General features: G+C 74.2%; 20 protein-coding genes. 15 read left to right on the top strand and 5 right to left on the bottom strand.

What is annotated here, in order from left to right:
• The first annotated feature begins 18 nt into the window (after positions 1-18).
• The 3 genes from J3A75_RS15435 to J3A75_RS15425 are packed head-to-tail and all read left to right on the top strand — an operon-like array spanning position 19 to position 3,397.
• Entirely contained in the window at positions 19-1,302 is a 1,284-nt protein-coding gene (locus J3A75_RS15435; RefSeq protein WP_024830211.1) for a glycosyltransferase, read from the top strand.
• Positions 1,293-2,543, top strand: coding sequence for a Bcr/CflA family efflux MFS transporter (locus J3A75_RS15430; RefSeq protein ID WP_070999438.1), 1,251 nt, complete (start codon positions 1,293-1,295; stop codon positions 2,541-2,543). Before J3A75_RS15435 ends, J3A75_RS15430 begins: the two co-directional genes overlap by 10 nt.
• Complete coding sequence (locus tag J3A75_RS15425) at positions 2,540-3,397, top strand: alpha/beta fold hydrolase (RefSeq protein WP_058621112.1); 858 nt, start codon at positions 2,540-2,542, stop codon at positions 3,395-3,397. Before J3A75_RS15430 ends, J3A75_RS15425 begins: the two co-directional genes overlap by 4 nt.
• A gap of 39 nt (positions 3,398-3,436) precedes the next feature.
• Here J3A75_RS15425 and J3A75_RS15420 read toward each other — a convergent pair whose 3' ends face one another.
• Entirely contained in the window at positions 3,437-3,676 is a 240-nt protein-coding gene (locus J3A75_RS15420) for a hypothetical protein (protein ID WP_024830213.1), read from the bottom strand.
• Between the two features lie 244 nt (positions 3,677-3,920).
• Here J3A75_RS15420 and J3A75_RS15415 point away from each other — a divergent pair, with 244 nt between their 5' ends.
• The 4 genes from J3A75_RS15415 to J3A75_RS15400 all read left to right on the top strand — a co-directional run bounded on the left by J3A75_RS15415 (position 3,921) and on the right by J3A75_RS15400 (position 8,097).
• Positions 3,921-5,159 carry a cytochrome P450 gene (locus J3A75_RS15415; RefSeq protein WP_070999437.1) on the top strand — a complete coding sequence of 413 codons (1,239 nt, stop codon included), beginning with the start codon at positions 3,921-3,923 and terminating at the stop codon, positions 5,157-5,159.
• A 160-nt stretch (positions 5,160-5,319) separates the two neighbouring features.
• The gene (locus J3A75_RS15410; protein ID WP_029359506.1) at positions 5,320-6,621 is read left to right on the top strand and encodes a glycosyltransferase; all 1,302 of its coding nucleotides are present in this window, start codon (positions 5,320-5,322) and stop codon (positions 6,619-6,621) included.
• Between the two features lie 265 nt (positions 6,622-6,886).
• A complete protein-coding gene (locus J3A75_RS15405; protein WP_070999436.1) occupies positions 6,887-7,132 on the top strand; it encodes a hypothetical protein in 246 nt (81 codons plus the stop codon).
• An 8-nt stretch (positions 7,133-7,140) separates the two neighbouring features.
• Positions 7,141-8,097: an adenylate/guanylate cyclase domain-containing protein gene (locus J3A75_RS15400; RefSeq protein ID WP_024830217.1), complete on the top strand. Its 957-nt coding sequence runs from the start codon at positions 7,141-7,143 to the stop codon at positions 8,095-8,097.
• 57 nt (positions 8,098-8,154) lie between these two features.
• Here J3A75_RS15400 and J3A75_RS15395 read toward each other — a convergent pair whose 3' ends face one another.
• Positions 8,155-9,759 carry an ATP-binding cassette domain-containing protein gene (locus tag J3A75_RS15395; protein WP_070999435.1) on the bottom strand — a complete coding sequence of 535 codons (1,605 nt, stop codon included), beginning with the start codon at positions 9,757-9,759 and terminating at the stop codon, positions 8,155-8,157.
• A 234-nt stretch (positions 9,760-9,993) separates the two neighbouring features.
• Between J3A75_RS15395 and J3A75_RS15390 the strand changes: the two genes are divergently transcribed.
• From J3A75_RS15390 to J3A75_RS15355, 8 genes are all read left to right on the top strand, one after another.
• Positions 9,994-10,743, top strand: a complete 750-nt coding sequence (locus J3A75_RS15390; RefSeq protein ID WP_070999434.1) for an SDR family oxidoreductase — start codon at positions 9,994-9,996, stop codon at positions 10,741-10,743.
• On the top strand, positions 10,740-11,732 hold the full coding sequence (locus J3A75_RS15385; protein WP_024830220.1) for a sigma-70 family RNA polymerase sigma factor: 993 nt from the start codon (positions 10,740-10,742) through the stop codon (positions 11,730-11,732). The genes J3A75_RS15390 and J3A75_RS15385 overlap by 4 nt, the downstream gene beginning before the upstream one ends.
• A gap of 86 nt (positions 11,733-11,818) precedes the next feature.
• On the top strand, positions 11,819-12,316 hold the full coding sequence (locus J3A75_RS15380; protein WP_029359510.1) for a peptide deformylase: 498 nt from the start codon (positions 11,819-11,821) through the stop codon (positions 12,314-12,316).
• A gap of 132 nt (positions 12,317-12,448) precedes the next feature.
• Positions 12,449-13,216, top strand: coding sequence for an FkbM family methyltransferase (locus J3A75_RS15375; RefSeq protein ID WP_012319066.1), 768 nt, complete (start codon positions 12,449-12,451; stop codon positions 13,214-13,216).
• Between the two features lie 188 nt (positions 13,217-13,404).
• A complete protein-coding gene (locus tag J3A75_RS15370; protein ID WP_012319065.1) occupies positions 13,405-14,523 on the top strand; it encodes a sensor histidine kinase in 1,119 nt (372 codons plus the stop codon).
• Positions 14,520-14,978 (top strand): response regulator, encoded by a 459-nt coding sequence (locus J3A75_RS15365; protein ID WP_012319064.1) that lies wholly within the window; start codon positions 14,520-14,522, stop codon positions 14,976-14,978. Before J3A75_RS15370 ends, J3A75_RS15365 begins: the two co-directional genes overlap by 4 nt.
• A 66-nt stretch (positions 14,979-15,044) precedes the next feature.
• On the top strand, positions 15,045-15,239 hold the full coding sequence (locus J3A75_RS15360) for a ComEA family DNA-binding protein (RefSeq protein ID WP_012319063.1): 195 nt from the start codon (positions 15,045-15,047) through the stop codon (positions 15,237-15,239).
• Positions 15,240-15,626: 387 nt separating this feature from the next.
• A complete protein-coding gene (locus J3A75_RS15355) occupies positions 15,627-16,871 on the top strand; it encodes a capsule biosynthesis protein (protein ID WP_209650412.1) in 1,245 nt (414 codons plus the stop codon).
• 257 nt (positions 16,872-17,128) lie between these two features.
• Here J3A75_RS15355 and J3A75_RS15350 read toward each other — a convergent pair whose 3' ends face one another.
• The 3 genes from J3A75_RS15350 to J3A75_RS15340 form a co-directional block, all read right to left on the bottom strand.
• Positions 17,129-19,858, bottom strand: a complete 2,730-nt coding sequence (locus tag J3A75_RS15350) for an ATP-binding protein (protein WP_209650411.1) — start codon at positions 19,856-19,858, stop codon at positions 17,129-17,131.
• A gap of 78 nt (positions 19,859-19,936) precedes the next feature.
• Positions 19,937-20,974 (bottom strand): HD-GYP domain-containing protein, encoded by a 1,038-nt coding sequence (locus J3A75_RS15345; RefSeq protein ID WP_043073660.1) that lies wholly within the window; start codon positions 20,972-20,974, stop codon positions 19,937-19,939.
• Between the two features lie 53 nt (positions 20,975-21,027).
• Positions 21,028-22,419: a TadE/TadG family type IV pilus assembly protein gene (locus J3A75_RS15340; protein ID WP_043073659.1), complete on the bottom strand. Its 1,392-nt coding sequence runs from the start codon at positions 22,417-22,419 to the stop codon at positions 21,028-21,030.
• Positions 22,420-22,434: the final 15 nt, after the last annotated feature.

Genomic DNA, 22,434 nt, shown 5'->3' with positions numbered 1-22,434 from the left:
TCTTGGGACATCCAGATCATGTCGCTCAACGTCCTCTGCATCTCGTGGGGCACCACGGGCAACCTCAGCCCTGTCCTCACGGCGGCCCGGCAGCTGCGCCGCGCGGGGCACCGCCCGCGCGTCATGGCCGACCCGGCGATGTGCGGGGAGGTCGAGGCCGCGGCCTTCCCGTTCGTCGGGTGGCGCCGGGCCCCGACCGGCCTCGATGCCGATCCGGCCGACTTCTCGGATCTCGCCGACTGGCTGCGCCGGACGATGTTCGCCCCGGCGGGCGCCTACGCGGCCGACACGCTCGACGAGATCCGCCGCCTCCCGACCGACGCGGTCCTGAGCCTCGACCTCCTGCCCGGCTGCGCCCTGGCGGCCGAGGCGGCCGACCTGCCGCACGCGGTCCTGTCGCCGCATATCAGCATCCGCCCGCTCCCCGGCATCCCGCCCGCCGCGAGCGGCCTGACGCCGCCGCGGACCGAGGCGGAGCGGGACGCGGTGGACGCGGCGACGGCCGCGATCGTGTCGGCGATGGAGCAGGGTCGGCCGGCGCTCAACGCCGCGCGGCGCGCCTTCGGGCTGCCGCCGGTCGCCAGCGCCTTCGCGCATTTCGATCGCGCCGACCGCGTCCTGCTGGCCGTCAGCCGCGCCTTCGACTTCGACACGCAGGCGCTGCCCGCCAACTATCGCTACATCGGCCCGCTGCTCGACGAGCCGGGCTGGTCCCGCGGCGCGCTGACCGCGTGGCCCGGGGCGCGGCGGCCGCGGATCCTCGTCGCCGGCAGCACCGGCGCCCAGAACCAGACCGCCCTGCTGCGGCGGGTCGCGCGCGCCGTCGGGACGGTCGAGGCCGAGACCGTCGTGACCACCGGCCCGAATGTCGGGGCCGCGGACCTGGACGCTCCCGCCGCCGTCCGGGTCGTGGCGGCCGCCTCCCACGACGCCCTGATGGCGCGGGCCGATCTGGTGGTGTGCCAGGGCGGCCACGGCACGGTCAGCCGGGCGCTGCTGCACGGCGTGCCGCTGCTGGTGATCCCCCTGGCCCGCGACCAGGCCGACAACGCTGCCCGCGTCGCCCTGCGCGGCGCGGGCCTGCGCCTTCCGGCCGGCGCGGACGAGGCCGAGATCGCCGCGGCGGCGCGCCGGCTCCTGGCGGAGCCGGGCTTCCGCAGGGCCGCCGAGGCCCTCGGGGCAGCCGTGCGGGCGGATCTCGACGCGGGCGGCCTCGTCCGCGAGATCGACGCGATGGTGGCGGCGCGCCGGGATCCCGGGGCCCGGGGTGTCGCTCGAGGCGGAGACCGGCTTTGGGCCTGACCCGCGCCGCCCCGGCGCATCCCCCCATCCGCCCCGGCTCGGCCGCCTTCTCGGCGCTGCTCGGGCTGCTGGCGGCGCTCCCCACCTTCGGGATCGACATGATCCTGCCGAGCCTGTCGGACACGGCGGCCGCGCTGCATGTCCCGGCCACCGCGATGGGCGCGGCTATGGGCGTCTACCTGCTCGGCTTCGGCGGCGCGCTGCTGGTCTACGGTCCGGTCTCGGACCGGCTGGGCCGCAAGCCGGCCATCGTCTGCGGCTGCCTCCTCCTCGTCGTCGGCAGCCTCGGCTGCGGCGCGGCGCGGACGCTGCCGGACTTCCTGCTGTTCCGAGCCGTGCAGGGGATCGGCGCGGCGGGCCCGGGCATGGCGGTCCTCGCGATGGTGCGCGACCTGTTCGAGGGCGAGGCGGCGCGCGCCCGGATGTCGTTCGTCGTCCTCACCATCAACGTGGTGCCGACGGTGGCCCCGACCCTCGGCGCCGGGCTGATGCATCTCGGCGGCTGGCGCCTGATCAACGCCGCGCCGGTCGCCGCCGCCCTGGCGGCCCTGGTGGCGATCCGGCACGTCGACGAGCCCCTGCGGCGCGCCGCGGATCCCGGGCCGGCCTCCGGGATCCTGCGCGGCTACGGGCGGATTCTGGCCAGCCGGATCTTCCTCGGCCACGCCCTGTGCAACGCCGCGGCGGCGGGAGCGGTCTTCGCCTACATCACCGGCTCGGCGCTGGTCTTCGTCGACGCCCTCGGCCTCGACCCGCTGGCCTACGGGCTGGTCTTCGGGGCGAGCTCCCTGTCGGTGATGGCGGGCGCCTTCCTGAACGGGCGGCTCGCGGCCCGGGGCGTCCCCCCGTCGCGGGTGATCGCCGCCGGCCTCGCCCTGGCGACGGGCGCGGCGGCCGCGCTCCTCGTCGCCGCGCTGGCCCGGCCGCCCGCGGCCCTGCCGGTGGTCGCCGCGATGGTCGGCGTGGCCCTGGCCTTCGGCCTCGTCTCGCCCAACGCCATGCACGGCGCGACGGAGCGCAACCCGGAGGACGCGGGCGCGGCCAGCGCCGTCGCGGTCTTCCTGCAGATGCTCGCGGCGGCCATCGCCAGCGATCTCGTGGCCCGGTTCTTCGACGGCCGGTCCGCCCTGTCGATGGCCGCCGCGATGCTCGGCTGCTGCCTCGCGGCCGCCGCCGCCCAAGCGGGTCTCGCCCGATCGGCGCCCCGCGCCCCCTCCCAGCCCCACGGAGAACCCGCATGATCTTCGACCCGCCCCCCTGGCCGCCCCACTACCTGACCCGCGAGGACGGCCGGCTCGCCCATATCGAAGCCGGGCCGCTCACCCCCGAGGGGCAGCCGCTGCTGCTGATCAACGGCTGGACCGGCGATCACGGCATCTTCACGCCGCAGATCCGGCACTTCGCGAAGACGCGCCGCGTCGTGGCGGTCGACCTGCGCGGCCACGGCGCGAGCGACGCGCCGGAGCGGGCCTACACGGTCGCGGGCTTCGCCGAGGACGTCGCGTGGCAGTGCCGGACGCTGGGCCTCGTGAAGCCGATCGTCATCGGCCACAGCTTCGGCGGCGCGGTGGCCCTGGAGCTGTGCGGCCGCCACCCCGACCTCGCCGCCGGCCTCGTCATGATCGACTCGATCGTCCTGCCGTCGGCGGACAGGGCGGGCGCCGGCGCGATCGAGGGGCTGCTGGCGGGCGTCGGCGGCCCGGATTACCGGTCCGTCGTCCGGGAGATGGCCTGGGCGATCGGCGGCGACTACGACCACCCGGCCAGGCGGAAGGCGATCTTCGAGACGTTCATCCTCGGCGGCTGCCAGCGGACGCCGCAGCACGTCGCCTACGCGGCGCTGCGCGACATGGTGCTGGGTCACGACCCCGTCCCGGCCGCGCGCGCCTGCCGCATCCCGATGGCCTACATCTCGGCGGACGTGCCGCTGGTGGCAGCGGCCCGCGACCTCGACCGGCTGCGGGAGCTCTGCCCGCAGCTCGTGACCGCCCAGACGCTGCTGGCGGGCCACTTCAACACGATCGAGGTGGCCGAGCAGGTCAACGCGATGATCGAGCGCTTCCTGGCGGTCGGCCTGAGGCCGCGCGGGCCGTAGCGGGACGCCGCGGGACCGTCGCCGGACGGGCGGGGCGCGTCAGGACGCCCGGCCCGCCTCCGTCCGGTCGCCCAGGAGGCGCCGCGCCGACGAGATGACCTGGAGCGTCTGGGAGCTCAGCTGCTCCTCGCGCGCCCGCAGCGCGTAGTGTCTCAGACGGACGATGAGCTGGTCCTCGTCCGGGACCCCGTGGTCCATACCGCCCATCACGAAGTCGGTGATCGTCCGTCGGAGCAGCGTCTCGAAGACGTCGTCCGTATTCGCCCGCCCTGCAACCATGAGGACTTCTCCTTCTGCGAAGCGGCGCCTTTTTCGGAGCGTTAAGTTACGGCATGATTTCGGAACATCTCACACACCAAACCCGCGGCGCCCGGCGTGCTCTTCCGCACAAGGCGGGCGCGTGGGTGCCCGGCCCGCCGGAACGCCGAATGTTATGGCTGTAATCATCGGCCAAGCTCCCGCAATCATCCTGTAGCTCGGGCTTCCGAGAGTTCTCGCGCAACACAGCAGCGAGAATTTCCGGATGAATGCGACCGACGATCTGACCCGACAGGCCGGGCCGCCCGGCTCCCCGGCCGATGTCCCGACGCTGACGGTGGCGGAGCTCGAGGCCGACCCGCACGGCGTGTTCCGGGCGTGGCGGCCCAGGCTGCCCTTCGTCGGCCACGAGATCGCGGGCGTCCTGATCCTCCGCGCCCGCGACGTCGATCTGCTGATGCGCGACCCCCGCGCCCAGGCGACGGAGACGCTCTATCCGGAATCGCGCGCGATCCCCGAGGGCGCGCTGTTCGACATCTTCGCGCACGGCATGCTCACCGCCAACGGCGCGGTCCACCGCCGGCGCCGCTCGCCCTTCACCCGCACCTTCGCGGCCCGCCTGATCGAAGGCCTGCGCCCCCGGATCCGCGTCGCCGCGGAGGGCCTCGTCCGCGACTGGCTGGGGGACGGAGAGGTCGACCTCGTCGCGCGCTACACCGCCCAGATCCCCGCCCAGGCCATCGCCGACATCCTCGGCCTGCCGCGCGACGACATTCCCCGGTTCACGCACCTCGCCTACGAGGTCTCGCGGGTCCTGAGCTTCACCTTCGGACCGGAGGACATCCCGGACCTCGAGGCGGCGGCGGTCGCGCTGCAGGACTACGTGGCCGCGATCCTCGCCGCGCGCCGGTCGGCGCCCCGCGACGATTTCCTGTCGCGCTTCCTCGCGGAGGCCGAGGCGGCCGGCGAGCTCACGCCGCAGGAGGTGGTGATCCAGCTCGTGCAGATGATCATCGGCGGCACCGACACGACCCGGGTCGCCGGCGCCATGCAGGTGGCGCTGCTGCTGCAGCATCCCGAGCAGTGGGCGGCGGTCAGCCGCGATCCCGAGCTGATCCCGGCCGCGGTGGCGGAATCCCTCCGCTACGAGCCGAGCGCCGGGTCCGCCGGACGCGTCGCCCGGGAGGACATCCCCCTCGACGGGCACGTCGTGCCGGCCGGGAGCCTGATGCTGCTCTCGACGCTGTCGGCGATGCGGGACGAGACGGTCTACGCGCGTCCCGACACCTTCGACATCCGGCGCACCGACCTCCCGCGCCTCCACCCGGTCTTCGGCGGTGGCGCGCACCGGTGCATCGGCGAGGCCCTGGCACGGATCGAGCTGGAGGAGGGGCTGGGCGCCGTGCTGCGCCTCGCCCCGCGCCTGCGCCTGACCGGTGCGATGCCGGTCCTCCGGGGCCACAGCGGCATCCGCCGCATCGACGCGCTGCGGGTCGCCGCCTAGCGCCCGCGCCGCCTCCCGCGCGCCCGTTGCAGCCGTAGCCACTTCGGCTCCGCGCCGCAGCCACGCCGTAACGGGCCGCCCCCAGCCTCGCTCCCGGACGCCCCGACGATCGTGCCGCGATCGCGCGGCGCCCTCACGTCCCACACGGAAAGGACATGCGATGAAGGTCCTCCTCTGCTCGACGCCCGCCACGGGCCATCTCAATCCCCTCCTCGCGATCGCCCACATGCTGACCGCCGACGGTCACGAGGTCATGGTCCTCTCGGGCTCGGCCTTCCGCGACCGCGCCGTGGCGGCCGGCGCCCGCTTCATGGCCCTGCCGGGCGCGGCCGATTTCGACGGCCGCGACCTCCGCGCCGTCGTGCCCGAGCTGGCCCAGATCGCGCCGGGGCCGGACTGGCTGCGCGTCGCCATGGAGCGCATCTTTGTCGACCGCATCCCCGACCAGGCGCGCGGCCTGCGCGCGGCGCTGCGGGCCTTCCCGGCCTCGGTGGTGATCGGCGACGACATGTTCTTCGGCGTGCTGCCATCGCTCCTGGGGCCCCGCGCGGAGCGCCCCGCCATTGTCCTGTGCGGCACCTCGATCCTGCACTGCGCGCGGCCCGACCGGGCTCCGGCCTTCCTGGGCCTCCCGCCGGCCGAGACGCCCGAGCAGGAGGCCGCCTACGGCCGCATCGCCGAGGCCTACGACGCGGCGGTCGACCGGCCGGTCGGGCTGAGCCTCGCCGCCAAGCTGGCGGAACTCGGGCGCGCCGCCCCGCCCTGGCCGCTGTTCGACGCGGTGGTGCGGCTCGCCGACACCTACCTGCAGCTCACCGTCCCGAGCTTCGAGTACCCTTTCCCGCTGCCGCCGACGGTGCGCTTCATCGGGGCGCTGCCGATCGTCCCGGGGCAGGCGGCGCTCCCGCCCTGGGCGGCCGATCTCGACGGCGCGCGCAAGGTCGTGCTGGTCACGCAGGGCACGGTCGCGAACCACGATTTCGGCCTGCTCGTCGGCCCCGCCCTCCGGGCCCTCGCCGATGAGCCCGACATCCTGACCGTGGTGACGGGCGGCGGCCGGGGGCTCGACGCCATCCCGGGCCCGATCCCCGCCAACGCGCGGCTCTCGCCCTACCTGCCCTTCGAGTGGCTGCTGCCACGGGTCGACGCCATGGTGACCAACGGCGGCTACGGGAGCGTGAACCAGGCCCTGAGCCACGGGATCCCCCTCGTCGCCGCCGGCCTCACCGAGGACAAGGCCGACGTCAACGCCCGCATCGCGTGGTCGGGTGCCGGGATCGACCTCGCCGCGAACGACCCGGCGCCGGAGGCGATCCGGCAGGCGGTGCGGACCGTGCTCGACGCGCCCGGCCATCGCCGGGAGGCGCGGCGCCTCGCCGCCGAGTTCGCCACCTACGACGCGAAGGCCGAGATCCTGCGGCTCCTGTCGAGCCACGGCGGCCGCGCGCGCAGCGCCGCCTGACCGGTCCCGCTCCCGACCCGAGGGCCGTCCCGGCGCGGACGACCCTCTCATCCGCGCCCATCACGGCACCCGGTCCGGCGGACCGGGTGCCGTTCGCGTCTCGGGGCGACGCGTCCGATCTCCGGTCGCGATCGTCCCGGCAACGATCCTGAGCACACCCGTCGATCGCGCCACATTTCTGCTGTCATTGTTTTCCGATCCGCCGAAATCGCGGTGAAAGATCGGGTTTTTACTTTGGCTCCTCCACCACGAGGAGCACCAGATCATGAAATCTCACCGCACACGCACCGCCGCGGCCCCCGCGATCGGGACGCTGCTGATGGTCCTGGCGGCCCCGACCGAGGCGCGGGCGCAGCCGGTCCCGCGCTTCGCGCAGCCCGACGTTCAGCGCCTCGCGGCGATCATCCATGCACGCCCGTTCCGGACGGATCTGGACCTCCGCTCCCCCGCCGTGGCGCGCGAGCACGCGCGGGCCCGGCGCATCATCGGCCGCGTCTGCACGGGCTGCTGATGCCCGCGATGGCGCTCCGGCAACCCCGCGCGGACAGAGCGGACGCCTGTCCCGGCCGCGCGGGGGGTGCCGGGCGACGGGCGGGGACCGCCCCGATCCGCCGACGCCTCGCCGTCGCGGCGGCGGAGCACGGCCGGCTCCTCGCCGCGGCGCCCCTGCCGCTGCTCCTGGCGCTCGCGGCCACGACGACGCCGGAGCCGGTCACCCTCGGGCTCGGCGGCCTCGCCCTGGCGTGGCTCTCGCTGCGGGTGCAGCGCCTGCGCGGAGCCGCGCGCGCCGCGACGCGCCAGCGGAACAACCTCGCGCGCCTGACCGCGCCGACGGTCGCCCGATGGGTCGCCGAGACGGATCGCGCCGCCCGGCGCCCCGGCTGGGAGCAGGAGGCGACGGTGCTCTTCGCCGACATCCGCGGTTTCACCCGCCTCTGCGAGGGCATGGCGCCCGGCGAGGTCGCGGATTTCCTCGCCGCGTTCCGGTCCCGCGCCGCGCGCGCGATCGAGGCGGCGGGCGGGCTCGTCGACAAGTTCGTCGGCGACGAGGTGATGGCGGTGTTCGGCGTGCCGGACGCGGCGGCCGGGGACGCCGAGCGCGCCATCGCGGCGGCGCGCGCGCTCGCGGCCGCGATGGCGGCCTGGAGCCGGGAGCGCGGGGAGGCCGGCCAGCCGCCGGTGCGGCTCGGCATCGGACTGCATCGCGGCCCGGTCTTCATCGGCGTCATCGGGGCGGAGCGCATCGAGTTCACGGCGGTCGGCGACACCGTCAACGTGGCCCGTCGCCTGGAACAGATGACCCGCGCGCTGCCCTGCGACTGCCTCGCCTCGGAGGCGGTGGTGCGGGCCGCGCCGTCCGGCGGGGCGCGGCTGATCGCCGTCGGGCCGGTGCGCGGCGCCCGCACCGTCCTGCGCCTGTTCACCCTCCGGCTCGACCCGCCGCGGACGCGTGCGGACCGAACCGGCGCGTCCTGAAGACCCGGCGGGGCAGGGGGCGGCGACCGCGGCCCGCCGCCGTTCCGGATGCCGCCCTCACGCGCGGGGTCCCTCGGCGAGATCGTCGAGGTCGACGCGCCGGGTGATCCCCAGCGCGTCCAGGAAGGTCGCGTCGTGGCTGACGACGAGGAGCGCGCCGTCATAGGCCGCCAACCCGGCCTCGAGGGCCGCGACCGCGTCCAGGTCGAGGTGGTTGGTCGGCTCGTCGAGGAGCAGGAGGGGCGGGGGCGCGCGGTTGCCGAGCGCGCAGGCGAGGGCGGTCCGGACCTGCTCGCCGCCGCTCAGCGCCGCGACGGGGCGGTCGGCGGCGGCCGACCGGAACTGGAATCGCGCCAGGGCCGCCCGGCACCCGTTCGCGTCCTCCCCCGGGTTGAGACGCGCGAAGTTGTCGGCCACGGTCCGGTCGCGGTCGAGCAGGTCGAGGCGCTGGTCGAGCAGCGCGGCGCGCACGCCGACCGACACGCGGCCCGACCACGGGCTGAGGCGGCCGGCGACCACGGCGAGCAGGGTCGACTTCCCCGACCCGTTCCGCCCGCAGAGGGCGACGCGCTCCGGACCCGTGACCGCGAGGGACACGGCCCTCAGGACCGGTTGTCCCGGCCGGTAGCCGACCGTCACATCGGTGAGCGCGAGGACGTGCCGGTCGGCGTGGAGCCCGCTCGGCGGGACCGCGATCGCGGCCGGCTTCACCGACGCGATCCGGTCCCGGGCCTCGATCAGTTCGGCCTCGGCGCCGGCGCGCTGGCGCTCGGTGAGGCGCGCGCTCCCGCCCGCCGTCCGCTCGGCGTTGTCCCGGCGGGCCCCGGCCAGGATGCGGGGCAAGTCGCCCTTCGCGGAGCGGCGATGCCCGGCCGCGTCGCGGCGCTGCTGGCGCTCGACCCGCTCCTGCGCCCGGCGGGCGAGGTCCGCCGCCCGCTTCTCGGCGACCGCGAGGTCGTGCTCGGCCGCGGCGAGGCGCGTCGCCTTGGCCTGCCGGAAGGCCTCGAAATTGCCCCGGTAGCGGGTCGCCCCCGCCGGCGCGAGGTCCACGATGGCGTCCATCGCGTCCAGCAGGGCCCGGTCGTGGCTGACCACGACCGCGCCGGCGCGCCAGCCCTGCAGCACCTCGCGGACCGCCCGCCGCCCGTCGCGATCGAGATCGTTGGTCGGCTCGTCGAGGAGCAGGAAATCCGGCGCGGCGAAGACCGCCGCGGCGAGCGCCGCGCGGGCGCGCTGCCCGCCGGAGAGGCGCCGCAGCGGCGTGTCGGGGCTCACCGGCACGCCCGTCCGCGCCAGCGCTCCCGTCAGGCGCTCCGCGAGCGTCCAGTCGGCGAGGGCGAGCTCGTCGGCCTCCGCCGCACCGGTCTCCGCGCGGCGGAGCAGCGCCAGGCCCGCGGTCGCGCCGAACAGGTCGGCGACGGTCTCGTCCGCGGTCGGGCCCGCGAACTGGCGCAGCAGCGCGACCGTGCCGTCGCGGTGGACGGTGCCGCTCGTCGGCGCGAGGCGGCCCGCGAGGAGGCTCAGGAGCGTGCTCTTGCCGGCGCCGTTGCGGCCGACGATGCCGGTCCGCTCCCGCGCGAAGCTGGCGGTGATGCCGGAGAGGACCGGGCGCTCGTCAGGCGCGGTCCACGCGACGTTCAGGAGGGCGAGCTGTGCTGGCATGCGGAGAGACGGTCCTGGCGGCAAGGCGGGGCGGCGTTGCAGTCAGGGTCAGTCTCATCGGCGTCTCGGCTCCGGCGGGGCGCCTCGGTAGCGCCGGCCGCGCCCTCCCGCAATGCCGCCGTCGCTTTTTTCGCCGGGATGTCACAAACCGGGACGCTGCATCGTCTCGTCGCCGACCGGGAGGCCGGAGCGGCAGGGTGCCGCTCGGCCCGGTCCGCGCCGGAGACGGGAAACATGAAGATCGTGGTGATCGGCGGCAGCGGGTTGATCGGCCGGCATCTGAAGGCCGAGCTGGAGCGCGCGGGCCACGAGGCCGTCCCCGCCTCTCCGAGCACGGGCGTCGACGCCGTGACCGGCGACGGCCTCGCCGAGGTCCTCGTCGGCGCCGACGCCGTGGTCGACGTCGCGAACGCGCCCTCCTTCGAGGACGCGGCGGTGCTCGACTTCTTCGAGCGCTCGAGCCGCAACCTCCTCGCCGCCGGCCGGCAGGCGGGCCTCAAGCACCACGTCGCCCTCTCGATCGTCGGCACGGATCGCCTGGACGGCAACGGGTACTTCCGGGCGAAGGTCGCGCAGGAGCGGCGGATCGCGGCCTCGGGCCTCCCCTACACCATCGTCCGCGCGACGCAGTTCTTCGAGTTCATCGCCACGATCGCCGAGGCCTTCGCGGTGGGGGATCGGATCGTCGTGCCGGACGCGGATTTCCAGCCCATCGCGGCCACGGACGTCGCCGCGGCGCTCGCCGCGGTGGCGGTCGGCGCGCCCGCCGACGGGACGATCGACGTCGCGGGGCCGGAGCGCTCGTCGTTCCGGGCGTTCGTCGCCCGGCGCATGGCGGCCGCCGGCGACGGCCGCGCGGTGACGGTTGACGGCGCGGCCCGCTACTTCGGCGCCCCGCTGGCGCGGGGCTCCCTGGTTCCCGACGACGGGGCCGCGGCCCGCCTCGGCGGCACGCGCTTCGAGACCTGGCTCGCGACGGCATGACGGGACCCGACCGTCCCCGCGGACAGGTCCGGCCGCGACGCGTCCGGGCATCCGATCCGGTCGCGCGGCCGGTGCACGGGGACGGGACCGCCACCTTCGAGGCCCACCGCCCCCGGCTCCTCCGCATCGCCTACCGCATGCTCGGCTCGCGCAGCGAGGCCGAGGACGTCGTGCAGGACGCGTGGCTGCGCTGGGTCGCGGCGGACCGGACCGGGGTCGCGGCGCCCGACCGGTTCCTCGCGCGCGTCGTGACGCGGCTCTGCCTCGACCAGATCAAGTCGGCGCGCGCGCGGCGGGAGAGCTATGTCGGCCCCTGGCTGCCGGAGCCGCTGGTCGAGGCGGCGGCGGACGGCGTGGACGAGGACGACCTCACCCTGACCCTGATGCTCGCGCTCGAGCGGCTGTCCCCCTTGGAACGCGCGGCCTTCCTGCTCCACGACGTGTTCGGCCTGCCGCTCGGCGACGTCGCGGAGACGCTCGGGCGCGCGCCGCCGGCGGTGCGCCAGCTCGCGGCGCGCGCGCGCCGGAACGTCCGGGCCGCGCGCCCGCGCTATCCCGTGACCCGCGACGAGGGCGAGCGCGTCGCCCGGGCGTTCTTCGAGGCCTCCGCGAGCGGCGATGTCGCGCGGCTGCGGACGCTGCTCGCCGACCGCGTGACGCTGTCCTCGGACGGGGGCGGCAAGGTGCTCGCCTTCGTCAATCCGATCCGGGGGCTGGAGCGCCTGCTCCGGCTCTACGCGGGCGTGCGGCGCAAGTGGGGTGACGACCGGGCGGCGCTGGTCGCGTTCGTGTGGATCGACGGGCTTCCGGGCTATGTCAGCCGCGAGCGCGGCGGCCTCCTGCAGACGACCGCCCTCGCGATCGAGAACGGCCGGATCGACGCCATCTACGTCACGCGCAATCCCGACAAGCTCCGCCACGTCGCGCGCGCCGTCGCGGCCGGGCCGACGCGCGGCGGCGCGGCCGCGACCGGAGCGGGCCCGTCTTGACGACCCGCCCCGCGGCGCGGCTTGCATGGTGCGCGGCGGGCCCTCGCGTCGCCGCAGGTGGACCGACCCACGCGGACTGATCAACCATGCCGGCGCGCCCGCTCGTCCTGTTTCCCGATCCGCGCCTGACGCGCCCGGCCGAGCCGGTCGACGCGTTCGGGCCGTCCCTGCAGGCCCTGGCCGACGACGTCCGGGACACGCTCATGGCCGAGAGCGCCATCGGCCTGACGGCCCCGCATATCGGCGTCCCCGCGCGCCTCGTGGTGGTCCGGATGTCGCCGGACGAGAGCGCCCGCATCTACGTGAACCCCGTCGTGTCCTGGGCGTCCCCCGAGACGGCAACCCACGACGAGGGCAGCGTCAGCATGCCGGGGGTGCGCGAGCGGATCGCCCGGCCCGCCCGCATCCGCCTGAGCTACCGCGACCTCGACGGGTCCGCCCGCGAGGCGGAGACGGAGGGCTTCCCGGCCGCGGTCCTCCAGCACGAGATCGACCAGCTCGACGGCGTGTTCTGGATCGCCCGCCTGTCGCGGCTGAAGCGCGAGCGGCTGCTGAAGCGGTTCGAGAAGGGCCGGCCCGCCTAGACAGGTCCGGGCCCCGCCGGCGGGAGCCGGCGCCCCGCCGCGAGCGTGCTGGCGGAGCCGGCGCAGGGAGGGCTAGGATGAGGGCGACGTCGCCAGCCCTCCGGACTTGTCTCCGCAGAACGGACCTTGCGCATGCATCCTGCCGTGGCCGCCGCCACCGCCTTCAAGGCGGTTCACGAGACCGGTCAGGTCCCGGACTACGAGCGCATCCTGCGGCAGGGCTACAGCCGCTTCCTCGCCCCGGGTGACGTCGTCGTCGATGTCGGCGCCCATACCGGGCTCCACCTCGTCGCGTTCGCCGACCTCGTCGGTCCGACCGGCAAGGTCCACGCCTTCGAGCCGATCCCGTTCCTGATGAAGGACCTGGCGCGGCGGTTCGGCCGGCGGCCCGAGGTGGAGCTGCACGACGTCGCCCTCTCCGACACCGCGGGGCGGACCGCATTCACGGTCGCCAGCGTGCCCGGCGAGAGCGGGCTCCGCGCCCGCTACTTCAGCAGTCCCGCCATCACGTCGAAGACGATCACGGTCAGGACGGCGAGGCTCGACACCGTCCTCGGTCATCTCCCCGCGGTGGCCTACATCAAGATGGACATCGAGGGCGGGGAGCTGAACGCCCTGAGCGGCGCGGCCCAGCTCCTCCGGCGATGCCGCCCGATCGTCAGCGTGGAGTACGGCTGGGCCGGCTACTCCGCCTACGGGCACGCGCAGGACTCCCTCTACCGGTTCGCCGAGAGCCACGGCTACATCTGCGCGGACATCACGGGAAACCTGATCGACGACGCGAGCACGTGGCTCGCGGTCAGCGACTGCGTGACGTGGGATTTCTTCCTCGTCCCGCAGGAGCGTCGACCGGACTGGGGCGCGATGTTCGCGCTCCGCCCGGTGCCTGGACCCGCGTGATCCGGACCCGGGCGGGACAGCGCGACCGGTCCGGATCACGCGGCGGAACAAGCGCCGCGCATGGTGCGTTGCACGCTCCCGCTTCTGCGCCGTCCGGCGTGGCCGTCCGTCCATCGTGCCCAGTCCCGAAGGTCCGTCAGGACCGCGCGCAGGGTATCTCAGACCAACCCGCGTGAAGGGTCGTGACCGTGCCGAAATCGCGGCAGCCGCTGCAATCCTCGTCCGCCGCCAGCGCGCCGCTGGTGAGCCTGCGTCGCGGATCGGGCCAGCTCTTCGAGAGCGAGCGTCGCCTCAACGCGGTCCTCGACAACGCCTCCGTGTCGATCTTCCTGATGGATGACCGCCAGCATTGCATCTACATGAACCGCGCCGCCGAGCAGCTGACCGGCTGGACGCTGCGCGACGTTCTCGCCCGCGACTGCCCGCTGCACGACATCGTCCACCACAGCTACCCGGACGGCCGGCCGTTCCCGCTGGAGGAGTGTGCGATCGACCGCGCCTTCCCGGAGAACAACCAGGAGCGGGGCGAGGAGGTGTTCGTGCACAGGGACGGGCACTTCTTCCCCGTCGCGTTCACCGCCAGCCCGATCCGCGACGACGCGACCAACATCATCGGCACGATCATCGAGGTCCGCGACATCAGCGACGAGAAGGCGGCGGCCGAGCGCCAGCGCCTGCTGATCAACGAGCTCAATCACCGGGTGAAGAACACCCTCGCCACCGTGCAGTCGATCGCCGCGCAGACCTTCCGGGGGCAGACGGACCAGACGGCGCGCGCCGTCTTCGACGCCCGGATGGCCGCCCTGTCAAACGCCCACAACGTGCTGGTCGAGGACAATTGGGAGAGCGCCAGCCTCCGCAGCGTGGTCGAGCGCGCGCTCGCCCCCCACCTTTTGGCAGAGGTCGATCCCGGCCGCTTCCGGTTACAGGGACCGGACGCGCGATTGCACCCTAAGGTGGCAGTGACGCTGGCAATGGCCTTGCACGAGTTGATGACCAACGCGGCGAAGTACGGCGCCCTGTCGACGCCCGAAGGCCAGGTCGCGGTGACGTGGTCCCTGCACGACCGGGATGACGGCCGGCAGCAGCTCGACCTGCTCTGGGAGGAGCGGGGCGGCCCACCGGTCGCGCCCCCGACCCGCAGGGGGTTCGGCTCACGGCTCATCGAGCGGCAATTGCCGCTGGAGTTCGACGGCAGCGCGGCGATCACCTACGCGCCCGCGGGCGTGACTTGCCAGATGCGGATCCCGCTGACCCGCCTCGGCTGGATCGGCCAGGAGACGGTCGAAGGACCGCGCGCGCCATGACGCCGCTCGCCGGACGCCGGGTGCTGCTGGTCGAGGACGAGAGCCTCGTCGCCATGCTGGCCGAGGACATGCTGCTCGACCTGGGCTGCGAGGTCGTGGTGGCGATGCGCCTCGACAGGGCCCTGGCCCATGCCCGGAGCGAGGCGTTCGATCTGGCGGTGCTGGACGTGAATCTCGGCGACGCGCGCAGCTACCCGGTCGCCGACCTGCTGCTGGCGCGCGGGACGCCGTTCCTGTTCGCCACCGGGTACGGGCAGCACGGCCTGGACGCAGCCTATCAGGCCGTTCCGGTGCTTCAGAAGCCCTATCAGGCGGCGCCGCTCGAGCATCTGCTGCTCCGCCTGCTGAGCGGCGAGGACGCGTGCCGCGCGGACCCGACCGGCCTGCCGCCGTCCTGCCGCTGTCGGGCATCCGAGCCCGCCCACGGGCAGTTCCGCGCCGATCCCATCCGCTGAGGCGGCCGGGCCGATGCGGGGACCGAAGCGACGGCACGGCGCCGACCGGCAGGGAGGGGCACTACCATGATCGATCTCAACACGGCGACGGCCGAGGAGCTGGACAGCGTTCCGGCCCTGAAGGGCCACGGCTTCGAGATCGTGCGTTACCGGGAGGAGCGCGGCCGGTTCACCAGCCTGCGGCAGCTCGACGAGGTGCCGGGCCTCAGCGGCAAGACCGACGGCATCGCCGATCAGGTCACGGTCGCGGAACACCCTTAGCGCCGGTTCCGAGCGGGCTGGGACCGAGGCGATCGCCGAGCCCGTGCCGCGAGCGGCGCGGGTCCCTTCTCCCGTACCGGAGAGGGGCATGGTGCGGCGGTCCCGACCGGGGGCGCCGTCCTTCCGAAACCTCGCGACAGGATCGGGAACGGCTGCGGCGCCGGACCCACGGGGTCGCACCGGTTCAGCACCGCCCGCGTACGCACGGATCTGCCCCTGCGGCGGATCGCGGGACCGCTGGCCCGGCGGGATGGCCGGGCGCGGCCGAACCCGGAGGATCGCGGCTGACATGCTTTCGCCGCCTGTCCGTGTGATGGGCTGCGCGAGCGGTGTGAACGCCGCGCGGGCCGACGATGCCCGCGCAAGCCCGAGCTTCGAGAAGCAACGATGAACATGCAGGTCGAGAAAGCCCAGGGCAGGCCTCTGAAAGGCATCGACCGGAACAAGGTGATCGCGCAGTCGCTGCGGCAGTTCGCGCGCCTCCCGGGCCTGCCCGACACCAAGAAGGGCGTGCGCTCCTATCAGAGCCACGTCAAAAGCGACCCCTGGCTGCCGCTCCTGTTCGTTGTCTGCTTCGTCCTCCCGACCCTGGCCGCCGGGATCTACTACGGGCTGATCGCCTCCGACCGCTACGTCACCGAGGCGCGATTCGCGATCCGGCCGACCATCGGAACCGCCGACAAGGCGACACCCGACACGGTCGGCACGAATGCCGGCGTGATCAAGGCGACCGTCGCCCAGGAAACGCTCATCGCGCAGGAGTACATCCACAGCCGGCCGATGGTCGAAGCGGTCTCCGCGGAACTCCCGATCCGCGCGTGGTTCGGTCGGGACGACATCGACATGTTCTCCCGCTTCAACCCTGAGAAGCCGGTCGAGAAGTTCCTGCGGTACTGGCGGCGCCGGGTCGATGTCGACGTCGAATCCGCGTCCGGCATCATGTCGCTGACTGTCGAGGCCTTCGATCCCGACGAGTCGCTCGCCATCACCAAGGCGGTCATGGCGGACACCGAGCGGATGCTGAACGAGCTCAGCATGCCGTCCCGGAAGGACGCCGTCGACGTGAGCACGCGCGTCCTGAAGCTCGCGGAGGAGCGGGAGGCCAAGGCCAACGCTGCCCTGAACGAGCTGCGCAACCGCGAGGGCGTGCTCGACGTCATCAAGTCGAACACCGCCACCATCAAGTCTGTCTCGGAACTGCGGGAGACGCGCACCAAGCTCGCCGTCCAGCTCGCGGTGCTCCAGCGGGACCTCGGCCCGCAATCCCGCAGCATCGTCGACCTGAAGCAGCAGATCGGTGATCTCGACGCGAACATCGCGCGGGTCCAGCAGCAGCTGGCCGGCACCGCGCCGACGGAGAAGCGGCGCCTGTCGGACGCGCTCACGCGGTTCGAGGATCTCGAGCACGAGCGCGAGAACGCCGAGAAGTATCATCGCGACGTGCAGCTGGCCTATGACCGGGCCCGCATCGTCGCCCAGCAGCAGGTCGTGGCCCTGGTGCCGATCGTGGAGCCCATCAAGGCCGGGTCCTCGACCGAGCCCCGCCGCATCCTGATGACGAGCATCATCACAGCCGCCGCCGCCGTGCTGTTCGCGGCCGCGATGTTCACCCGCCGCATGCTCATCACCTGATCCCGGGTCAAGCCGGCACACGGCCGGCACCACGAAAAAGCCCGCCGCGGCGGACCGGGCGGGCTGAGGGAGTGCTTGGGAGGAAGCGGAACCGTACGGCGGATCCCTCTGGTATGCCAGATACCGGATCGCAGGGCAGGTCTGCGAAATCGCGCGGTCTACCGAGGGAATACATTTCCTGAACGAGGCATCGGGCCGGCCAGACCGGGTGTCGAAGCTGTCGGCGACAGCGGTCTTCGGCTGCGCCCGCGCCGCTCCTAGGCAGCCGCCGCCCGGGGCCGGGTCCGCTCCTCGAGGCCGCGGATCGTCGCGGTGAACAGCCTGTCCAGGGCGTCACACGCGTCCGCCCGCTCGGCGCAGGCGGCGCTCCGGGCAGCCTCCTCGATGACGCGCAGCCGCGCCACGAGGGCGCGCGCGCCGACATTCGCGCTCATCGACTTGAGACTGTGCGCGGCCCGGGCGATGGCCGGCTGATCGGAGGCGGCGAGGGCCGCCCTGAGATGGGCGAGCGCCACCGGACCCTGGGCCCGGTACAGGTCGAGGACGCGGTCGAGGAAGGCGCCGTCCCCGAGGCCGAGCAGCCCGTCCAGGACCTCGGCGTCGAGGAGGTCGTCGGCCGCCTCGGGCGGCGCGGCGACCGGGCCGACCGATTCGGGCGTGCCGGTTCGCGCGGGGGCGTCCGCCGGCGCGCCGCGCAGCGCCGGCACCTGCGCCTGCAGCAGGTCGGCGAGCTGGCGCAGGGTGAAGGGCTTCAGGAGCGTCCCGTCCATGCCGGCCGCCACGGCGGCGTCCGCGGCCTCGCCGAGGACGTGCGCCGTGAGGGCGACGATCGGAACGCGCCCGCCGGCGGTCGCCTCGCGCTGCCGGATCCGCCGCGCGGCCGCGAAGCCGTCCAGGACCGGCATGCTGCCGTCCATCAGGATCAGGTCGAAGTGCCGCGCCGCGGCGGCCGCCACGGCCGCGGCCCCGTCCTCGACGGTCACGACGTCGGTCACGCCGCAGCGGGCCAGCGCCTCGCGGGCGACCTCGCAATTGACCGCGCTGTCGTCGGCGACGAGCACCCGCGCGGCCGGGAATTGCGGGAGCGCCTCGGCCGTGGCGGCTGTCGCGGCCGAGGGCGCGGACGCCGCGAGGGCGTCCCCGGCGGCCAGCGCCGCCAGGACGGGTTGCCACTCCGCCTGGGTCACCGGCCAGCGCAGCACCGCGTCGGCGAGGCCGGCGCTGAGCACCGCGTCGGCCGCGCCGTCCCCCGGCCCCGCGACGGCGAGCACCCGCCCGGCCCGGTCCGGCCGGCGGCCCGCCGCCACGAGGGCGGCCGCGTCGCCGATCCAGTGGGCGGCGGTGCCGCTCCCCGGCGCGACCGGCGCGACCGGTGCGAAGCCGGCCGCGCCCAGGCCGGCCGCGAGGGCGGCGCGGGTGGCGGGGCCGGCCGCGTCCAGCACGATCGCGGCCGGCACCGCCTCGCGGCGCCGGACCGGGCGGGCCGGCTCCGCGACGGTCACGGGGATGCGCGCCGAGAAGGTCGAGCCCGCGCCGACGCGGCTCGTCACCGCCACGGTGCCGCCCATGGCGGCGACGATCTGCTGGGCGATCGAGAGCCCGAGGCCGGTGCCGCCGAACCGGCGGGTCGTCGACTGGTCGGCCTGCGAGAAGGCCGAGAAGATCGTGGCCAGCTTGTCCTGCGGGATGCCGATCCCGGTGTCGGAGACCGCGATGACGAGGCAGCCGTCGCCGGCATCGATCGCCATCCGGACGGAGACGTGGCCGGCCTCGGTGAACTTCAGCGCGTTCGACACGAAGTTGCTCAGCACCTGCCCGAGGCGGACCGGGTCGCCGAGGATCGCGCGCGGAACCTCCGGCGCGACCTCGGCCGCGAGGTCGAGCCCGGCCGTCCGGGCCCGCTCGGCGAAGAGCGTCACCGCGGTGTCGGCCAGTTCGGCGGGGCTCACGGGCACGCGCTCGAGCTCGAGCTTGCCCGCCTCGACCTTCGCGAAATCGAGGATGTCGTTGATGATCGCCAGCAGCGACCGGCCGGACCGGGCGATCACCTCGGCGTAGCGGCGCTGGCGCGCGGGCAGGTCGGACCCGGCCAGCAACTCGGCCATGACCAGCACGCCGTTCATCGGGGTCCGGATCTCGTGGCTCATCGTGGCCAGGAAGGCCGACTTGGCGGCGTTGGCGGCGTCGGCGACCTGCTTGGCCTCGCTCAGGTCGGCCGTCCGGGCGCTGACCTCGGCCTCGAGGTGAGCGCTGTGGGCGGCGAGGCGGTGATCGCGCTCGTTCACCGCCGACAGCAGATCGTTGAAGGTCCGCGCCAGCGCGCCGACCTCGTCGTCGCCTCCCACGGGCGCGCGCTGCGCGTAGTCGTGGCGCAGGCGGGCCGCCTCCATGGTGCGGGCGAGGGCGGCGAGCGGGCGCGTGACGCTGCGCTGCAGGTAGAGCGACACGCCGACGCCGATCGCGACGGCGAGCAGCGCCGCCAGCGCGGCGTTCTGCGCGGCCGCCCAGATGTGGCCGAGGATGTCGTCGGTCTCGCCGATCAGCACGACCCGGCCGACGGGCAGCCCGTTCTCCACGATCGGCGCGGTCGCCTGGAGGCTCCGGGTGGCGAGCAGGTGCAGGAGGGACAGGTCCGCGCCGTCCTGGGCGGCGTCCCGGGTCAGGCGCAGGCCGATCCCCTGCTCGGCGAGGACGGACCCGTCCAGCCGCTCGATCGCGCCGTAGACGATGGACGGCACCTTGCCGATCGCCCGCAGCGACGCGTCCGCGCCGTCGGCGTCGCCCGCGGCGGTGGCCCGGGCGCCGCCATGCGCGAAGACCTGCGCGACGGCTTCCAGCGCCGCCTGCTTGTCGGCGGCGTAGCGGGCGACCTCGCGCCAGACCGACAGCGCCGCCGCCAGGACGAGCGCCGCCGTGACGGCGCCGGTCACCGCCAGAGCCAGCCGGCCCGCCAGGGAGCGCCTCGGCCTCAGCCACGCGAGATGCACGCTCTGCTCCTTGAGGTGGCCCGGTCGGGCCCGAACGCGGGAAGGGGCGGGGAAGGGGGGACGGGAACGGGGATGGTGTCAGGCGGCGGCGCGCAGGCAGGTCCGCGTCACCGCGTCCCAGCCCGCGAGGAACGCCTCGACGCAGCGGGGATCGAAGTGGCGGCCGCTCTGGTCCGCCACGAAGGCCCGCGCCCGCTCGAGCGGCCAGGCCGCCTTGTAGGGCCGCTCGGTCACGAGGGCATCGAACACGTCCGCCACCGCCACGATGCGCCCGGAGAGCGGGATCGCCTCGCCGCGCAGGCCCTTCGGGTAGCCGGTGCCGTCCCAGCGCTCGTGGTGGCTCTCGGCGATCTCGGCGGCGAGCCGCACGACGTCGGAGGTGCTGCCCTCCAGGATCCGCCGGCCGCGCTCGGCGTGCTTCTCCATCTCGGCGCGCTCCTCGGCGGAGAGCGGTCCCGGCTTGAGCAGGATCGCGTCGGGCACGCCGATCTTTCCGACATCGTGCATCGTGGAGGCGAGCTTCAGGATCCGGATCTCCTCCGGGTCGAAACCGAGGTTCCGGGCGATGACGCCCACGTAGCCGGCCACCCGGGCGATGTGGTCGCCGGTATCGGTGTCGCGGTGCTCGGCGGCGCGCATCAGGAGGGCGATGATCTCGCGCTCCCGCGCCTCGATGACGGCGACCGCCGCCGCGACCTCGCGGGCGAGCCAGGCGGCCCGGTCCTGCTCCTGCCGGTGGGCCGCGCTAATCTTCATCAGGTTGGTGATGCGTGCCTGGATCTCCACGGGATCGCAGGGCTTGCCGAGGAAGTCGGTGGCGCCGGCGCGCAGGGCCTCGTGGCGCAGGCTGCGCTGGTCGAGGCTCGTCACCATCACGATCGGCACGTGCGCGAAGCCCGGGATCGCCCGCGCCGCCGCGATGACCTCGAGGCCCGTCAGGCCGGGCATGTCGTAGTCGGTGACGACGACCCCGATCCGGTCGACATGCGCCCGCAGGAAGTCGAGCGCCGTCACGGGGCACGTGAAGGCGACCGGCTCGCAGTCCGCCACGGGCTTGAGCGCCTGCATGATCAGCAGGTTGTTCATCTCGGAATCGTCGAGGATCAGCGCGAGCACCGTGTCACTCCCAGGCGACGAGCCGTCGACGCAGGATCCGCATCGCGTCCTCCCTACTGCGACAGCAGCAGCTTGCCCGAGAGGGGGCCGACCCCCTTGGGCACCGGCACGCTGGTCGCGTCGTAATTCGCGTTCAGATAGAGGTTCGGGCCCTGGTACAGGTTGACCTGCTGGGCCACGATCACCGTGTAGGCCGACTGGTCGGCGACGGGCTTGTCGGCGTCGATCACGACGCGACCGGCCGGCAGGTAGAGCGTCCCCAGCATAGTTCGCGCGTTGTCGCTGATGATGCGGTAGGTCCGCATCGGCTTGGTCGCGGCCAGCGGCGGCGGGGTCGGCGACGGGGGCGACGGGGGCGACGGCAGCAGCGGCGCGACAGCCTGGTCCAGGCCGGCGAGGATCGCCGCGGGATCGACGGGATCGCTGACCGTGCGCTCCTCCATCATCAGCAGGCCGGCCATGGGGCCGGTGGTCGGCGCCGACAGGCTGACCGTTGTCTTCTTGTCGAAGAGGAGACCGCCCTTGTTGCCGGTGAAGTAGAAGGCGACGTCGGTGCCGGACATGGCGGCGCTCTGGTCGACGATGAGCGGCCCGTCCTTCATCACGTAGGTGCCGGCGCGCAGCGTCACCGAGGCGTTCTTGGTGATGCGCAGGCCGCCGCAATAGGTGCCCGGCTCGAGGGTGGCGCTCTGGTCGACGAGGTTGCCGCCGGTGTCGCGCTTGCTGTTGGCCGAGGAGGGGATCGCCGTGCACGCGCCGACCGGCGGCGCCGCCCGGTCCTTCAGGGGGTCCTGGATCGGCGGGCAGCCCGTCTGCGGCGGCGGCGCGAAATTCGCGCGGGCGCCGTCGAAGCCGCCGGCGGTGCAGATCGTCTGCGCCCGGGCATAGGCGCTGTCCTTGCCGACCATGCCGCGCGGGCTCTGCGAGTTGCTGTAGAGGGAGCAATCCTGGGCGGTCACCTCGGCGCTCTTCTCCAGCTCGAACGCGCCGGCGGCGAGCGGGTCCAGCGTCAGCAGGCAGAGGCGCATCTTGCCCACGACGCGGACCGTCGAGCGGACCGAGACCTTGACGGCGGGCACGCCGACGAAGCCGCCGAACGCGAGCTTGACGGTCTCGTCCACCGTCGTGGCGACGCTGGTCTTGTCGTCCGCCACCTCGACCCGCAGGGCGTAGGGGCTCTCGGGGCGCGGCGCCGCCTGGGCGTGGACCGTGTCGACCACGATGCTCTTGGCCGCCGCCGAGGTCGCGACGGCGAGCTTGAGGTAGTTGCCGGCCGCGAGGACGCCGGCATCGGCGGCGTTCTGAAGCTGGCTGCGCCGGGCGGCGAGGCGGGCGTAATCGATGCCGCCCCCGGTCAGGCCGAGCAGCACAACGGCGCTCAGGCCGAAGGTCAGGGCGACCGAGCCGGACCGGTCGGTCACGGCCCGCGAGCCCGCGCGGAGCACTCTCCAGAAGGGGGA

The organism is Methylobacterium sp. PvP105, assembly GCF_017876975.1.
GTDB classification, from domain to species: Bacteria; Pseudomonadota; Alphaproteobacteria; order Rhizobiales; family Beijerinckiaceae; genus Methylobacterium; species Methylobacterium radiotolerans.
The sequence above is the reverse complement of the archived record's forward strand: the minus strand, read 5'-3'. Positions and strand labels throughout refer to the sequence as shown.

Bases quoted from the DNA above. Each gene is read 5' to 3' on its own strand.
- J3A75_RS15435 (WP_024830211.1), top strand. From the start codon at position 19: ATGTCGCTCAACGTCCTCTGCATCTCGTGGGGCACCACGGGCAACCTC.
- J3A75_RS15425 (WP_058621112.1), top strand. From the start codon at position 2,540: ATGATCTTCGACCCGCCCCCCTGGCCGCCCCACTACCTGACCCGCGAG.
- J3A75_RS15420 (WP_024830213.1), bottom strand. From the start codon at position 3,676: ATGGTTGCAGGGCGGGCGAATACGGACGACGTCTTCGAGACGCTGCTC.
- J3A75_RS15415 (WP_070999437.1), top strand. From the start codon at position 3,921: ATGAATGCGACCGACGATCTGACCCGACAGGCCGGGCCGCCCGGCTCC.
- J3A75_RS15410 (WP_029359506.1), top strand. From the start codon at position 5,320: ATGAAGGTCCTCCTCTGCTCGACGCCCGCCACGGGCCATCTCAATCCC.
- J3A75_RS15405 (WP_070999436.1), top strand. From the start codon at position 6,887: ATGAAATCTCACCGCACACGCACCGCCGCGGCCCCCGCGATCGGGACG.
- J3A75_RS15400 (WP_024830217.1), top strand. From the start codon at position 7,141: ATGGCGCTCCGGCAACCCCGCGCGGACAGAGCGGACGCCTGTCCCGGC.
- J3A75_RS15395 (WP_070999435.1), bottom strand. From the start codon at position 9,759: ATGCCAGCACAGCTCGCCCTCCTGAACGTCGCGTGGACCGCGCCTGAC.
- J3A75_RS15390 (WP_070999434.1), top strand. From the start codon at position 9,994: ATGAAGATCGTGGTGATCGGCGGCAGCGGGTTGATCGGCCGGCATCTG.
- J3A75_RS15385 (WP_024830220.1), top strand. From the start codon at position 10,740: ATGACGGGACCCGACCGTCCCCGCGGACAGGTCCGGCCGCGACGCGTC.
- J3A75_RS15380 (WP_029359510.1), top strand. From the start codon at position 11,819: ATGCCGGCGCGCCCGCTCGTCCTGTTTCCCGATCCGCGCCTGACGCGC.
- J3A75_RS15375 (WP_012319066.1), top strand. From the start codon at position 12,449: ATGCATCCTGCCGTGGCCGCCGCCACCGCCTTCAAGGCGGTTCACGAG.
- J3A75_RS15365 (WP_012319064.1), top strand. From the start codon at position 14,520: ATGACGCCGCTCGCCGGACGCCGGGTGCTGCTGGTCGAGGACGAGAGC.
- J3A75_RS15360 (WP_012319063.1), top strand. From the start codon at position 15,045: ATGATCGATCTCAACACGGCGACGGCCGAGGAGCTGGACAGCGTTCCG.
- J3A75_RS15355 (WP_209650412.1), top strand. From the start codon at position 15,627: ATGAACATGCAGGTCGAGAAAGCCCAGGGCAGGCCTCTGAAAGGCATC.